This window comes from Saccharopolyspora griseoalba (assembly GCF_042665275.1).
GTDB lineage: Bacteria > Actinomycetota > Actinomycetes > Mycobacteriales > Pseudonocardiaceae > Saccharopolyspora > Saccharopolyspora griseoalba.
Genome location: NZ_JBHTCJ010000002.1, coordinates 267,463 through 280,265 on the forward strand (window position 1 = coordinate 267,463; position 12,803 = coordinate 280,265).

The 12,803-nt window shown below is 71.1% G+C and carries 11 protein-coding genes; 5 read left to right on the plus strand and 6 right to left on the minus strand.

Going from position 1 to position 12,803, the window contains the following annotated elements; translation table 11 throughout:
• Nucleotides 1-211: 211 nt before the first annotated feature.
• The 3 genes from ACFQRI_RS05395 to rsmD all read right to left on the minus strand — a co-directional run bounded on the left by ACFQRI_RS05395 (nucleotide 212) and on the right by rsmD (nucleotide 1,864).
• Nucleotides 212-640, minus strand: a complete 429-nt coding sequence (locus ACFQRI_RS05395) for a guanyl-specific ribonuclease (RefSeq protein ID WP_380665079.1) — start codon at nucleotides 638-640, stop codon at nucleotides 212-214.
• A 109-nt stretch (nucleotides 641-749) separates the two neighbouring features.
• Complete coding sequence (gene coaD, locus ACFQRI_RS05400; protein ID WP_380665081.1) at nucleotides 750-1,235, minus strand: pantetheine-phosphate adenylyltransferase; 486 nt, start codon at nucleotides 1,233-1,235, stop codon at nucleotides 750-752.
• A gap of 68 nt (nucleotides 1,236-1,303) precedes the next feature.
• Nucleotides 1,304-1,864 carry a 16S rRNA (guanine(966)-N(2))-methyltransferase RsmD gene (rsmD, locus tag ACFQRI_RS05405; RefSeq protein ID WP_380665083.1) on the minus strand — a complete coding sequence of 187 codons (561 nt, stop codon included), beginning with the start codon at nucleotides 1,862-1,864 and terminating at the stop codon, nucleotides 1,304-1,306.
• Nucleotides 1,865-2,032: 168 nt separating this feature from the next.
• Here rsmD and ACFQRI_RS05410 point away from each other — a divergent pair, with 168 nt between their 5' ends.
• Nucleotides 2,033-4,093 (plus strand): HelD family protein, encoded by a 2,061-nt coding sequence (locus ACFQRI_RS05410; RefSeq protein WP_380665085.1) that lies wholly within the window; start codon nucleotides 2,033-2,035, stop codon nucleotides 4,091-4,093.
• 226 nt (nucleotides 4,094-4,319) lie between these two features.
• Nucleotides 4,320-5,681, plus strand: a complete 1,362-nt coding sequence (locus ACFQRI_RS05415; RefSeq protein ID WP_380665088.1) for an MFS transporter — start codon at nucleotides 4,320-4,322, stop codon at nucleotides 5,679-5,681.
• A gap of 46 nt (nucleotides 5,682-5,727) precedes the next feature.
• Here the strand turns inward: ACFQRI_RS05415 and ACFQRI_RS05420 are convergent, their stop codons facing one another.
• On the minus strand, nucleotides 5,728-6,420 hold the full coding sequence (locus tag ACFQRI_RS05420; protein ID WP_380665090.1) for a GntR family transcriptional regulator: 693 nt from the start codon (nucleotides 6,418-6,420) through the stop codon (nucleotides 5,728-5,730).
• 115 nt (nucleotides 6,421-6,535) lie between these two features.
• Here ACFQRI_RS05420 and ACFQRI_RS05425 point away from each other — a divergent pair, with 115 nt between their 5' ends.
• Nucleotides 6,536-8,098: a thiamine pyrophosphate-binding protein gene (locus tag ACFQRI_RS05425; protein WP_380665092.1), complete on the plus strand. Its 1,563-nt coding sequence runs from the start codon at nucleotides 6,536-6,538 to the stop codon at nucleotides 8,096-8,098.
• 38 nt (nucleotides 8,099-8,136) lie between these two features.
• Here ACFQRI_RS05425 and ACFQRI_RS05430 read toward each other — a convergent pair whose 3' ends face one another.
• Together ACFQRI_RS05430 and ACFQRI_RS05435 are read right to left on the minus strand one after the other, a co-directional pair.
• Nucleotides 8,137-9,204, minus strand: coding sequence for an Ldh family oxidoreductase (locus tag ACFQRI_RS05430; protein WP_380665094.1), 1,068 nt, complete (start codon nucleotides 9,202-9,204; stop codon nucleotides 8,137-8,139).
• A gap of 3 nt (nucleotides 9,205-9,207) precedes the next feature.
• Complete coding sequence (locus ACFQRI_RS05435) at nucleotides 9,208-9,951, minus strand: ribonuclease activity regulator RraA (RefSeq protein WP_380665096.1); 744 nt, start codon at nucleotides 9,949-9,951, stop codon at nucleotides 9,208-9,210.
• Nucleotides 9,952-10,143: 192 nt separating this feature from the next.
• Between ACFQRI_RS05435 and araD the strand changes: the two genes are divergently transcribed.
• Both araD and ACFQRI_RS05445 read left to right on the plus strand, forming a co-directional pair.
• A complete protein-coding gene (gene araD, locus ACFQRI_RS05440) occupies nucleotides 10,144-11,874 on the plus strand; it encodes an L-arabinonate dehydratase (RefSeq protein WP_380665098.1) in 1,731 nt (576 codons plus the stop codon).
• A gap of 13 nt (nucleotides 11,875-11,887) precedes the next feature.
• Nucleotides 11,888-12,790: a dihydrodipicolinate synthase family protein gene (locus ACFQRI_RS05445; RefSeq protein WP_380665100.1), complete on the plus strand. Its 903-nt coding sequence runs from the start codon at nucleotides 11,888-11,890 to the stop codon at nucleotides 12,788-12,790.
• Nucleotides 12,791-12,803 lie beyond the last annotated feature (13 nt).

The following is a 12,803-nucleotide window of genomic DNA, read 5'->3' on the forward strand; positions in this document are numbered from 1 at the left end:
TCAGAACCCCCGAGACATCCGATCACGGGCTGTTCGACCAACAGTCTGCCTGCACCAAAGCTCCGACCGGGGGAAATCCGCTTCCCCGCGTGTCAAGGACCGATCCTTCCCCTCCCGAACCCAGCAGGGGAACCTTCCTGCCACCACGTCGAGAGGGGAACCTTCCCGCCACACCGGTGGCGGGAAGGTTCCCCTCTCGACGACCCGCGCGTCAGGAGTTGATGTCGGTCAGCGAGAAGCTCTCGTAGTGGTCGTCGGTGTAGAAGTACTCGCCGCCCTCGCCGACGACGAAGCGGCGGGCGCCGCGGTCGTCGCTGCCCGGGGTCTCGACGGTGTACTCCTTGTAGTACCCGGTCTCGCAGTCGGGCAGGATCCCCTCGCGGTTCTCGAAGGTCTGCCCGTCCTCCGGGTACGGGTAGGGGCCGCCCTGCTGGATGAGCTCGACCGTGTCGGCGGCCTCGGGCGGCAGCGAGGACAGGCCGACCTGCTCGAAACCGGAGGTGTCGCCGCACGGCGCCTGGGCGACCGCGGCCGGGGCGGGGGCGGCGGAGAAGGCGGTGGACTGGAAGCCGACCAACCCCGCCGCAGCGAGCAGAGAGGCCAGCAGGATCTGCACTGACTTGGTGGTGATCCGCTTCATGGCCAGCACGCTAGCGAGCTCGCGCGGCGGCGCGGAGCGACTGGCTAGAACCCGAAGGGAAGCACCGACGATCAGCGGAAATGCAGGTTACCCGAAAGTGTGAACCGGGTTAACCGCGGTTCTCGGCGATGCGCTCGCGCACCCGCTGCTCGATCTTCGGCGGCAGCAGGGTCGAGACGTCGCCGCCGTAGGTGGCGACCTCCTTGACCAGCGAGCTCGCCAGGAAGCTGTAGAGCGGGTTGGTCGACATGAACATCGTCTCGACCCCGGAAAGCTGCTGGTTCATCTGCGCCATCTGCAGCTCGTAGTCGAAGTCGCTGACCGCGCGCAGCCCCTTGACGATCGCGCCGATCTCGTTGGCCTTGCAGTAGTCGACCAGCAGGCCGTGCCAGGAGTCGATCCGGACGTTGGGCCACTGGGCGGTGACCTCGCGCAGCATCTCGAGGCGCTCGTCGACGGTGAACAGGCTCTTCTTGCTCTTGTTGATCAGCACGGCGACCACGACCTCGTCGAACAGCTTCGACGCTCGTTCGATGATGTCCAGATGGCCGTTGGTCACCGGATCGTAAGAGCCTGGACACACCGCACGCCTCATGTGCTGGGACGTTAGCAGCCCGGTTAACGAACGCTCAGTCCGACGTGTCCCGGGTCACCGGGAGTCGATCATGCGTCGTCGTGCTCGGCCCAGTGCACCGCGGTGTCGCCGTAGCGCCGCGTCCGGAACTCGCGCAGCGGGGCCGGCCACTCCGGTTCTCCGCTGCGCACCGCGCGCTCGACCACCACGAGACTTCCCGGCGCGGTCCAGCCGCCGGCGACCAGGCCGTTCAGCACGCGCTGCAGCAGCTCCTGGGACAGGTCGTAGGGCGGGTCGGCGAGCACCACGTCGAAGGGTTCGGAAGCGGGTGCGGCCAGCAACGTCTCGGCCTTGGCCTGCTCCACGCGCACGTCGCGGAAGCCCAAGGACCTGGCGTTGCCGCGGAGGACCCCGGCAGCGCGCTTGTCGGACTCGACGAACGTCACGTGCCCGGCGCCGCGCGAGAGCGCCTCGAAGCCCAGAGCACCGGAACCGCCGTAGAGATCGAGGATTCGCGCGCCGTCGAGCTCGGTGAGCGACTCCAGCGAGTTGAACACCGCCTCGCGCACCTTCTCCGACGTGGGCCGCGTGCCCTTCGGCGGCACCTCGATGCGTCGGCCACCCGCAGTTCCCGCAACGATCCGAGTCACGCGGACCATGGTCGCGCACCCGGCCGGACCAGCGCTCCCGCGGTCCGCCCCCGACCATTTTACGGCCCGCACGCGCCCCTTCCGACCTGGGCCGGACCCGAAGGAGACGGTCGGCACGAGCGTATTCTCCTTGGTCTGCCCACCGCTCAGACCGGGAGAAATGCACAGGTGTCCGAAGGCTCCGACAAGCAGGCCGAGATCGCGCTCGAACAACGCCACGTCGATCGGGTCTACGCCCGCCTCGACGAATTGCGCGCCGAAGCAGCGGCGATGCGCGACAAGAGCTACGAGTACGGGCGCGAGGCCACCCCGGAAGCGCTCAACGAGCGCGACGTGATGCTGCACCACGCCAACCGGACGCTGCAGGCGCTCAACGCGGAGTCCGAAGGGCTCGTCTTCGGACGGCTGGACACCGCGAGCGGCGACGCGGTGCACATCGGCAGGCTCGGCATCCGGGACCAGCGGTTCGACAACCTCCTCGTCGACTGGCGCGCCCCGATGGCCGCGGCCTTCTACCAGGCCACGCCGGAGCACCCGGAGAACGTCGTGCGACGCCGCGTGATCCGCTCCTCCCGGGAGCAGGTCGTCGACGTCTCCGACGACCTGCTCGACCCGGACCGCGCGCCGGAGGACATGAAGGTCATCGGCGACGGCGCGCTGATGGCGGCGCTGAGCCGCTCGCGCGGCGAGACGATGCGCAACATCGTGGCCACCATCCAGAAGGAGCAGGACGACGCGATCCGCGCTCCCGAGGGCGGGGTCACCGAGATCACCGGCGGCCCGGGCACCGGCAAGACCGCGGTCGCCCTGCACCGCGCGGCCTACCTGCTCTACCGCGACCAGCGCAGGCTCGGCGGACCCGGAGTGCTGGTCGTCGGGCCCTCGCCGGTGTTCATGTCCTACATCTCGCGGGTGCTGCCGTCGATGGGCGAGCACAACGTGGAGCTGCGCGCTCTCGGCGAGGTGCTCGACGGCATCTCCACCGCCCGCGTCGACGAGCCGCGCACCGCCGAGATCAAGGGCTCCTCCCGCATGGTCAAGGTGCTGCGCCGGGCGCTGCGCCTGCCGCCGCCGGACGAACCCGGGGAGCTGCGGATCTTCTACCGGGGCGCGGTGCTCAAGCTCGACGCCGAGGAGCTCGGGGCGATCCGGCGCAGGCTGAACAACAAGGGCGTGCCGCCGAACAAGAACCGGATGAAGGCCGCCGACGCCCTGCTGGAAGCGCTGTGGCAGCGGGCCTGCGAGCTCGCCGACGAACACTTCCGGCCCGACCGCGAGGAGCTGATCACCGAGATCGGCGAGCGCATCGAGTTCCACCGCTTCCTGGTCGCCTGGTGGCCTGCGCTGTACCCGATGCAGGTGCTGCGCTGGCTGTCCGACCCCGCGCGCTTGGCCAGGGCCGCCCGCAAGCTCCTGTCGGCCGAGGAGGTCGACCTGCTGGCGAAGTCCTGGGCGGAGCTGACCGAGTGGACGGTCGCCGACATCGCGCTCGTCGACGAGCTGCGCGTGCTGACCGGCCCACCGCCCAAGCGGCGGGAACCGGTCGCCGAGGCCGAGCAGCCGTCGACCGAGGCCCCGCGGCGCCCGTTCAACTACGACGAGTACGCCCACGTGGTGGTCGACGAGGCCCAGGACCTCTCGCCGATGCAGTGGCGGATGGTCGGCAGGCGCGGCAAGCACGCGAGCTGGACGATCGTCGGCGACCCGGTGCAGTCGTCCTGGCCGGACCCGGCCGAGGCCGACACCGCGCGGGCCGAGGCGCTCGGCGGTCAGCACTCGCACCGCCGCTTCACGCTGCGCACGAACTACCGGAACTCCGCCGAGATCTTCGAGGTGGCAGCCGAGGCGGTGCGCGATCTGGTGGTCCCCGGCGACCTGCCCAGCGCGGTGCGCACCACCGGTGTCGCGCCGGAGGTGCGCGAGGTGGCCGAGGCCGAACTCGCCGGGGTCACCGACGAGGCGGTGCGCGAACTGCTCGCGCGCGCCGAGGGAACCGTCGGGGTGATCACCACGATGGCTCGCCGCGCCGAGGTGGCGTCGTGGCTCTCCGGTGTCGGCGATCCGCGGCTGCGGGTGGTGGGAAGCCTCGACGCGAAGGGCATGGAGTACGACGCGGTCGCCGTGGTGGACCCGGAGGGCCTGGCCGCCGAGTCGAGCACCGGCCGCCGGGCGCTCTACGTCGCGCTCAGCCGCGCCACCCAGCTGCTCACCGTGCTCGAACCCCGCTGACGCACCCCACCCCGCCGAACTCCTCTCACCCGACCGGCCCAACGTCGAAAAGCCCTCGAATTTCGAGGGCGGAATTCGAGGGTTCTTCGCCGGCGCAATCGCCTGGAATTCGGCGGCGGGGTCGGCGGGCGGCGGACGCGGGAGGGGTCTGCGTTCTATTGACCGCGGTGATCGGCGTCACCTACGTTGATGTCTGATATATGATGCGTCACGACGGGGTGGTGGCATGCAAGATCCCACTCCCGCTGCGCAGCCCGGCACCGCCGCGGAGGCCGGCACGCAGCGGAAGTCCAAGCGCAGCCAGGTCCGCTGGCTGATGGTCGTGCTCGTGGCGGTGGCCACCGCGATCGCCTACATCGACCGCGCCAACCTCAGCGTCGCCAGCGAATCCATGCAGCGGGAGCTCCAGTTCTCCGACGAGTTCAAGGGGATCATGCTGTCGTCGTTCTTCTGGACCTACGCGATCTTCCAGCTGCCCGGCGGTTGGCTGGTGGACCGCTACGGCCCCCGCGCGCTGTACGCGATCGCGGTGCTGTGGTGGTCGATCGGCACCGCGGCGACCGCGCTGACCCGCGGCGTCGCCGGCGTCCTCGGCTGCAGGCTGGCGCTGGGCATCGGCGAGGCCCCGGTCCAGTCGGCCAACGCCCGGGTGGTCTCCGAGTGGTTCCCGCGCAAGGAACGCGCCTTCGCCTCGTCCATCTTCGACACCGGCTCGGAGTTCGGCAGCGCGCTGTCGGTGCCGCTGGTGACCGCGCTGATCGCGCTGGTGGGCTGGCGGGGTTCGTTCGTGGCCACCGGCGCGCTCGGCGTGGTGTGGGTGGTGGTGTGGCTGGCGTTCTACCGCTCCCCGCGCAAGCACAAGCGGGCCAACCAGGCCGAAGTGGACTACATCGAGCAGGGCGGTGGCCGCACCGTGGAGAAGGAGCTCGAGGACGGCGGCAAGCAGCCGATGAAGTGGCGCGACCTGTTCCGCTACTCCACCACCTGGGCGCTGGTGGCCGGCTACACCTGCCGCGGTGTGATCATCTACTTCTTCATCACCTGGTACCCGGACTTCCTGGTCAACCAGCAGGGCTTCTCGATGCTGGAACTCGGCCTGTTCGGCGCGATCCCGGGCCTGGCGGCCATGGTCGCGAACTGGTTGGGCGGCCTGTTCTCCGACTGGCTGGTGCGCCGCGGGACCCGGATCTCGCTGGCGCGCAAGATCCCGCTGGTGATCGGCATGCTCGGCGCCTCCACGATCGCGCTCGCCGCGATCGCGCAGAGCCCCGTGGTGGCGATGATCTGCCTGACGGTGTCCTACTGCAGCGCCGCGGTGGCCACCGGCGCGCTGCTGTCGTTGCCCGCCGACGTGGCGCCGACGCCGCGCAACGTGGCCTCGTTGACCGGCGTGCAGAACTTCGGTTCCCAGCTCGGCGGCATCATCGGTCCGATCGCGATCGGCTTCCTGATCGGCACCGGGGACTTCGCCTACGTGTGGCCGCTGGCGTTCGCCGGGGCGATGTGCGTGCTGGGCGCCCTGACCTACGCGTTCGCCGTCCAGGTCAAACCCCTCGACGAGCAGCGACCGATGTTCGGCCGGGCCTGATCCCCCTTCGGCCGCTGCCCGTCGCGCGCGACGGGCAGCGGCCCGCTCAGGCGGAGCCCTCGGCCTGGGAGAGGTTGGTCAGCGACTGCTGGATGTGCTTGCGGACGAGGTTCTCGGCCTCGTCCGCGTTGCCGTCGTTGACCGCGGCGAGGATCTCGGCGTGCTCGACGAACTCCTCGCGCCAGGTGGGCCAGCGGTCCCAGAGCAGGTTGACCACGCCGAGCGCGGTGAGGTCCTGCAGGTCGTCGAGCTGGTCGACGACGAGGCGGTTGCCGCACCCGGAGTACAGCGCCCGGTGGAAGCGCCGGTTGGCCATGCTCAGCTCGTGGTTGTCGCCCGCGCTGAGCAGCCCGGCCGCCTCGTTGAGCGCCTCCTGGGCCTGCTGCAGCCGATCGGCGACCTCGGCGCTGCCCGCGGTCATCCGCGCCGCCCACGGCTCCAGCAGCAGGCGCACCTCGTAGACCTTGCGGATGTCCACGAGCGTGAGGCTGCGCACGGTGATGCCCTTGTTCGGCACGACGGTGACCAACCCGGTGTGCGCCATCCCGATCAGCGCTTCGCGCACCGGCGTCTTGGACACGCCGAGCAGCTCGGAGAGGCGGCGCTCGACCAGCGTCTCGCCGGGCTGCAGCTCACCGGCGAGGATCGCGGTGCGGATGGACTCCGCGACCAGGTCGGTGCGGCTGGACGGCCCACCCAGGGGACGCAGTCGGGAAGAACCACTCGCCAGCTCGGTCACGGCGCCCATGATATATCAAGTCCGCGATCCCCGGCCGGGCGACCAGCGGATTCCCACCCGAACCGGCTCGTGGTGTATGATATACCAACATCGTCGCCCCGCAGGAGGTGCAACCATGCGGACGGTCGCCCAAGCCGTGACCCGCGTGCTCGCCGACGCCGGAGTCCGCTTCGGCTTCACCGTGCCCGGGGAGTCCTTCCTCGGGCTGCTCGACGCCTTCGAGGCGGCACCCGAGCTGACGCTGGTCTCCACCAGGCACGAGAGCGGTGCGGCGTTCATGGCCGAGGCGCACGGCAAGCTGCGCGGCGTTCCGGCCGTGGCGATGGCCAGCCGCGGCCCGGGCGCCACCAACCTGTCCATCGGCGTGCACACCGCGCGGCAGGACCGCACCCCGATGGTGGTGCTGCTCGGGCAGGTCCCCTCCGGCAAGCTCGGCAGGGAGAGCTTCCAGGAGGTCGACCTCGCGGCGATGTTCGGGCCGCTGGCGGGCTGGGCGGTGCAACCGGCGACCGCCGCCGAGGTGCCGGCCGCGGTGGCCGATGCGGTCGCCCGGGCCACCGGCCCCCGCCCCGGGCCTGCGGTGGTCGCCGTGCCCAGCGATTTCTGGGACGAGCCGTTCGAGGACCAGCTCCCCCGCCCGCAGCCGGAAGCCCCGGAACCGGTGGCGGTGGCGGAGCTGGCCGACCAGGTGCGGAGCGCGCGGAGCCCGGTGGTCATCGCCGGTGCGCGGGACACCGCCGCGCACCGCGAGCTGGTCGCGACGGCCGAGGCGCTGGGGCTGGCGGTCTACACCGGGTTCCGCCGCCAGGACTCCTTCCCGGAGGACCACCCGAACTACGCCGGGCACCTCGGGCTGACCGTGCCGGACCCGCAGCGCAAGGCCTTGGAGGACGCCGACCTGGTGATCACCGCGGGAATGCGGTTGGACGAGGTGACCAGCCAGGGCTTCCGATTCCCGCTTCCCGGCCAGCAGCACGTGGAGATCCCCACCGCCGCCGCGGAGGTGCTGCGCGAGCTGCGCGAGTCGCTGCCCGCGCGGCAGCGCGACTGGTCGGCCGCGCACCAGGCGGTCCGCGAGCACATGACCCCGCCGGAGACCGACGACGGCCCCGCGGTGCACCCGACCGACGTGGTACGCGCGCTGCGCGAGCTCGCGCCGCGCGATGCGGTGGTGACCAACGACGCCGGGAACTTCTCGGGGTTCCTGCACCGCTACTGGTGCTTCACCGAGCCGCGAACTCAGCTGGGCCCGTGCAACGGAGCGATGGGCTACGCGGTGCCCTCGGCGGTGTCGGCCAAGCTCGCCGCGCCCGAGCGCACCGTGATCGCGATAGTCGGGGACGGCGGCGCGCTGATGACCGGCCAGGAGATCGAAACCGCGGTCCGGAACCGCGCACCGATCGTGGTCGTGGTCTTCCAGAACGGGCTCTACGGCACGATCGCGCTGCACCAGGCCAAGAGCGACCTCCGTCTGTCCGCTGTGGACATCGGTGCGATCGACTTCGCGGGCTGGGCGCGCGGCCTGGGCGCCGAAGGGCGCACGGTCAACACCCGCGAGGAGCTGGAACCGGCGGTGCGCGAAGCGCTTTCGTCGGATCGGCCGTGCGTGCTCGACGTGCGCACCGATCCGGACGTGCTCACCGCCGACACGCGCCTGGCCGATTTCCTGGAGGAGTGAGCCGCTGCGGGGCGGCGGCCGAAACCGCCGCCCCGCTACTACAAATCGCAGTCCACCCCAGCGCGCCCGGCCAGCTCCCGCAGCTGCTCGGCGAGCGGGCCCGGAACCGGGATGCCCTCCCGGGCGCGCTCGTGGCGCGCCCGGTCTTGCGGATCTCCGGCCACCAGAACGGGTTTCGCCGGGTCGAGCGGTGGAGTTCCGTGCAGCACGTCGAGCGCGTCGTCGAGGTCGTCCTCGAACTGACCCGGCGAGCGGAACGACGTCGGATCCACCGCAAGGAAGAAGTGCCCGATGTTCTGCGGTCGCTCGGGATCCCGGCTCGCCGGGAAGGTGCCGCCGCACAGCGTCGCGGCGAGGATGTGGGCCATCATGCTCAACCCGTACCCCTTGTGCGACCCCATCTCCGGCGAACCGCCGAGCGGGGTCAGGCCACCGGCGTCCTCGTGCCGCAGGATGCGCAGCCCGCGCACCGGATCGGTCACCGGCTCACCGGCGTCGTCGACGACCCACCCCTCGGGCAGCGGTTCGCCCCGGTATCCGTGGACCTTCACCTTGTTGACCGCCGCCGTGGTGGTGGCGATGTCCAGCAGGAAGTCGGGGTTCCTCGCGGCGGGCGCGGCGAAGGCGATCGGATTGGTGGCCAGCCGCGGCAGCACCGAGCCGGTCGGCGGCGAGCACGGCAGGTTCGCCGAGCTGGTGACCAGGCCGACGAGGCCTCGCTCGGCGGCCATCTGGGCGTAGTAGCCGGCGGCCCCGAAGTGGTGCGAGTTCACCACCGACACCACTCCGACGCCCCCGGAGCGCGCCTTGTCGATGGCCATCCGCATGGCCGTCGCGCTCGCCGGGTGGCCGAGCCCCCGGCGGGCGTCGACCAGCGCGGTCGCCGCGTTCTCCCGGCGCACCACGGGCCGCTCGGCCACCAGCAAGGTCCCCTCGGCGCGGAAGTTCTCGTAGGTCATCAGCATCGACACCCCGTGCGAGTCGATGCCGGCCAGATCGGTGTCGACCATGACCTCCGCGGTGATCTCGGCGTCGGCGGCGTCCATCCCCCATGCGGTGAGCACGTCGACGATCAGCTGCCGGAGGCGCTGCGCGGGAACTCGCACGGCTCACCTCCAGGGGTGCGGGTTGTCCTGCAACCACTCCTGGTACTCCGCGCGGGTGCGCTCGTCCGGCGGGTACACCCCGCGCAGCGCCTCGCCCGCCTCGATCTTGTCGAGCACGAAGACCTCCAGGTGCTCCTGCTGCGCGGCGGCTTCGGCGACCTCGACGACCAGGTGCCGCGGGATGACCACGACCCCGTCGACGTCGCCGACCAGCACGTCGCCCGGGTACACCGCGACCTCGCCGCAGCCGATGGGGACTTGCATGTCCACCGCGTGGTGCTGGATCAGGTTGGTGTTGGCCGAGGGGTTGGCCGCGAAGGTCGGCAGGTCCAGCGCGGCGAACCCGTCGGCGTCGCGCACCGAGCCGTCGGTGACCACGCCGGTGCAACCGCGCCGCAGCAGGCGGGTGGCCAGGATGTGCCCGAGCGAGGCGGCGCGCTGCTGCTGCCGCGAGTCGATGACCAGGACCTGGCCCGGCTGCACGGATTCCACGGCCTTGCGCTGCGGGTGGTCGTAGTCCTGGAACACCGACGGCTCGTCGAGGTCCTCCCGAGCCGGGATGTAGCGCAGGGTGAAGGCCACGCCGACCATCTTGTCGCGCGTGGGGTTGAGCGGCTTGAGGCCCTGCACGAGCTGGTTGCGCAGCCCTCGGGAGAGCAGCTGCGTGGTGATGGTCGCCGTGCTGGCGTAGCGCAGCGCCTTGAGCGTTCCTTCGGCGAGCGGTTCGGTTTCCGGCGTCTCGGCCATGGGCAGCCCTTCGCTTCGGCGGACGGGTGCGGTCTCCCGGAGACCTGGTGACCGCGTGAGATATCATATACCATGGCGGTGATCGCTCCAGTTCCTTCGCGAAGGGAGCCGGTCGAGACGTTGCTCGCTCGTGCGAGCCAGCGCAAGACCGCTCACCCGCGAAGACCCGCTACCGGAAAGGAGCAGGCCGGCATGGCCCGTCCCAGGCTCACCGCCGAGCAGCTGCGCAGCCACCGCTGGTTCGGCGTCGACAACCTCCGCTCCTTCGGCCACAAGTCCCGCACCAAGCAGATGGGCTTCGACGCCGAGGACTACGCCGGGAAACCGGTGATCGGCATCGTCAACACCTGGAGCGACATCAACCCCTGCCACACGCACTTCCGGGAGCGCGCCGAGGACGTCAAGCGCGGCGTCTACCAGGCGGGCGGCTTCCCGCTGGAGCTGCCCGCGATGTCGCTGTCCGAGCCGTTCCAGAAGCCGACCACCATGCTCTACCGGAACATGCTGGCCATGGAGACCGAGGAGCTGCTGCGCTCCTACCCCATCGACGGCTGCGTGCTGATGGGCGGCTGCGACAAGACCGTTCCGGGCCTGATCATGGGCGCGGCCAGCGTGGACGTGCCGTCGATCTTCCTGCCCGCCGGACCGATGCTCAAGGGCCGCTGGAAGGGCACCACCCTGGGCAGCGGCTCGGACACCTGGAAGTACTGGGCGCAGCGCCGCGCCGGGATCATCGGCGAGCGGGAGTGGGGCGAGATCGAGGACGGCATCGCCCGCTCGCCGGGGCACTGCATGACGATGGGCACCGCCTCCACGATGACCGCCGCGGCCGAGGCCATGGGGCTGACGCTCACCGGCGGCTCGTCGGTGCCCGCGGCGTTCTCGAACCACCCGCAGCTGGCGGTGGCCACCGGCCGCCGGATCGTCGACCTGGTGTGGGAGGACGTCAAGCCAAGCGAGCTGCTCACCCGCGAGGCCTTCGAGAACGCCGTGGCCGTGGTGATGGCCATGGGCGGCTCGACCAACGCGGTGATCCACCTGATCGCGATGGCCGGGCGCGCCGGCGTCGAGCTGCCGCTGGAGACCTTCGACGAGCTCGCCCGCGCGGTTCCGGTGCTGGCCAACATCCGCCCGTCCGGGGAGCACCTGATGGAGGACTTCCACGACGCCGGCGGGCTGCGCGGCCTGATGGCCGAGCTCGGCGAGCTGCTGCACCGCGACACGACCACGGTCAACGGCCGCAGCCTCGGCGAGGACCTGGACGGCGCCGAGATCCACGACGACGACGTGATCCGCCGCCGGGACAACCCGCTGTCGGCCGAGGGCGGGCTCGCGGTGCTGCGCGGCACGCTGGCCCCGGACGGCTGCGTGATCAAGACGACCGCGGCCAGCCCCCACCTGCTGCGGCACGAGGGCAGGGCGATCGTGTTCGACGACTACGACGACATGGACGCCCGCATCGACTCCGAGGACCTCGACGTCGACGAGAACAGCGTGCTGATCCTGCGCGGCGCGGGCCCGCTCGGCGGGCCGGGCATGCCGGAGTGGGGCATGCTGCCGATCCCGAAGAAGCTGCTGCAGCGGGGCGTCACCGACATGGTGCGCATCTCGGACGCCCGGATGAGCGGCACCAGCTACGGCACCTGCGTGCTGCACGTCGCCCCGGAGTCGTTCGCGGGCGGACCGCTCGCTCTGGTGCGCGACGGCGACGTCGTCGAGCTCGACGTCGCCGAGCGCAGGCTGGACCTGCACGTCGAACCCGAGGAGCTGGAGCGCAGGCGCACCGAGTGGAAGCCGCCCGAGCCCACCTACACCCGCGGCTACGGGAAGTTGTTCGGCAAGCACATCACCCAGGCCGACAAGGGCTGCGACTTCGACTTCCTGGAGGGAAGCGGCGGCGCCCCGGAACCGGCCATCCACTGACCCGGGAGAGCTGATGAGCGAGGACGAACGGGCGCTGCGCGGCGTCACGGCGATCACCGTGACGCCCTTCGACGAGGCGGGGGCGCCGGACTGGTCCGCCTACGCGGCGATCGTGGCGCGCATGGGCGAGGCGAACGTCCCGGTAATAACACCGAACGGCAACACCAGCGAGTTCTACTCGCTGACCCGCGACGAGTGGCAGCGGGCCAACGAGGTCACCGTGGAGGCCGCGGGGGACTCGGTGGTGATGCCGGGGATCGGTTACGACGTCGCCACCGCCGCTGACATGGCCGCTGCGGTGCGCCGGCTCGGTGCACCGCTGGCCATGCTGCACCAGCCGGTGCACCCGCACCAGTCGGTGCCCGGCTGGGTCGGCTACAACCGCGAGATCGCCGAGTCCGCCCCCGATCTGGGCTTCGTGCTCTACGTCAAGGACGCCCGCATCGACACCGCGGCGCTGGCCTCGCTGTTCGACGCCTGCCCGAACGTGGTGGGCATCAAGTACGCGGTGCCCGACCCGCTCCGCTTCGGCGACATCGTGGCGACCGTCGGAACCGAGCGGGTCGCCTGGTCCTGCGGGCTGGCCGAGCGGTGGGCACCGTCGTTCTGGCCGCTGGGGGCGGTCGGGTTCACCTCGGGCGGGGTCAACGTCGCACCGGAGCTGTCCATGGACTACCTCGCGGCGCTGCGATCCGGCGCGGCCGCGGAGGTGCGCCGCTTGTGGTCGCTGATCTCGCCCTTCGAGCAGTTGCGCGCCGCCGATGCCACGGCGGGCAACGTCGCCGTGGTCAAGGAGGCCTTGGCCCAGCAGGGCCTGTGCACCGGCGCGGTGCGCGCGCCCGCGGGCGCGCTGACCGATCGGCAGCGCGAGCAGGTCGGCGAGATCCTGGACTCCTGGCGCGACGCCGGCTACTGATCGACCGGCTCCG

Excerpts from the sequence above, each read along its gene's own strand:
- ACFQRI_RS05425 (WP_380665092.1), top strand. The coding sequence starts at position 6,536 with ATGCGGACGGTCGCCCAAGCCGTGACCCGCGTGCTCGCCGACGCCGGA.
- ACFQRI_RS05445 (WP_380665100.1), top strand. The coding sequence starts at position 11,888 with ATGAGCGAGGACGAACGGGCGCTGCGCGGCGTCACGGCGATCACCGTG.
- ACFQRI_RS05435 (WP_380665096.1), bottom strand. The coding sequence starts at position 9,951 with ATGGCCGAGACGCCGGAAACCGAACCGCTCGCCGAAGGAACGCTCAAG.
- ACFQRI_RS05395 (WP_380665079.1), bottom strand. The coding sequence starts at position 640 with ATGAAGCGGATCACCACCAAGTCAGTGCAGATCCTGCTGGCCTCTCTG.
- coaD (WP_380665081.1), bottom strand. The coding sequence starts at position 1,235 with ATGAGGCGTGCGGTGTGTCCAGGCTCTTACGATCCGGTGACCAACGGC.
- ACFQRI_RS05415 (WP_380665088.1), top strand. The coding sequence starts at position 4,320 with ATGCAAGATCCCACTCCCGCTGCGCAGCCCGGCACCGCCGCGGAGGCC.
- araD (WP_380665098.1), top strand. The coding sequence starts at position 10,144 with ATGGCCCGTCCCAGGCTCACCGCCGAGCAGCTGCGCAGCCACCGCTGG.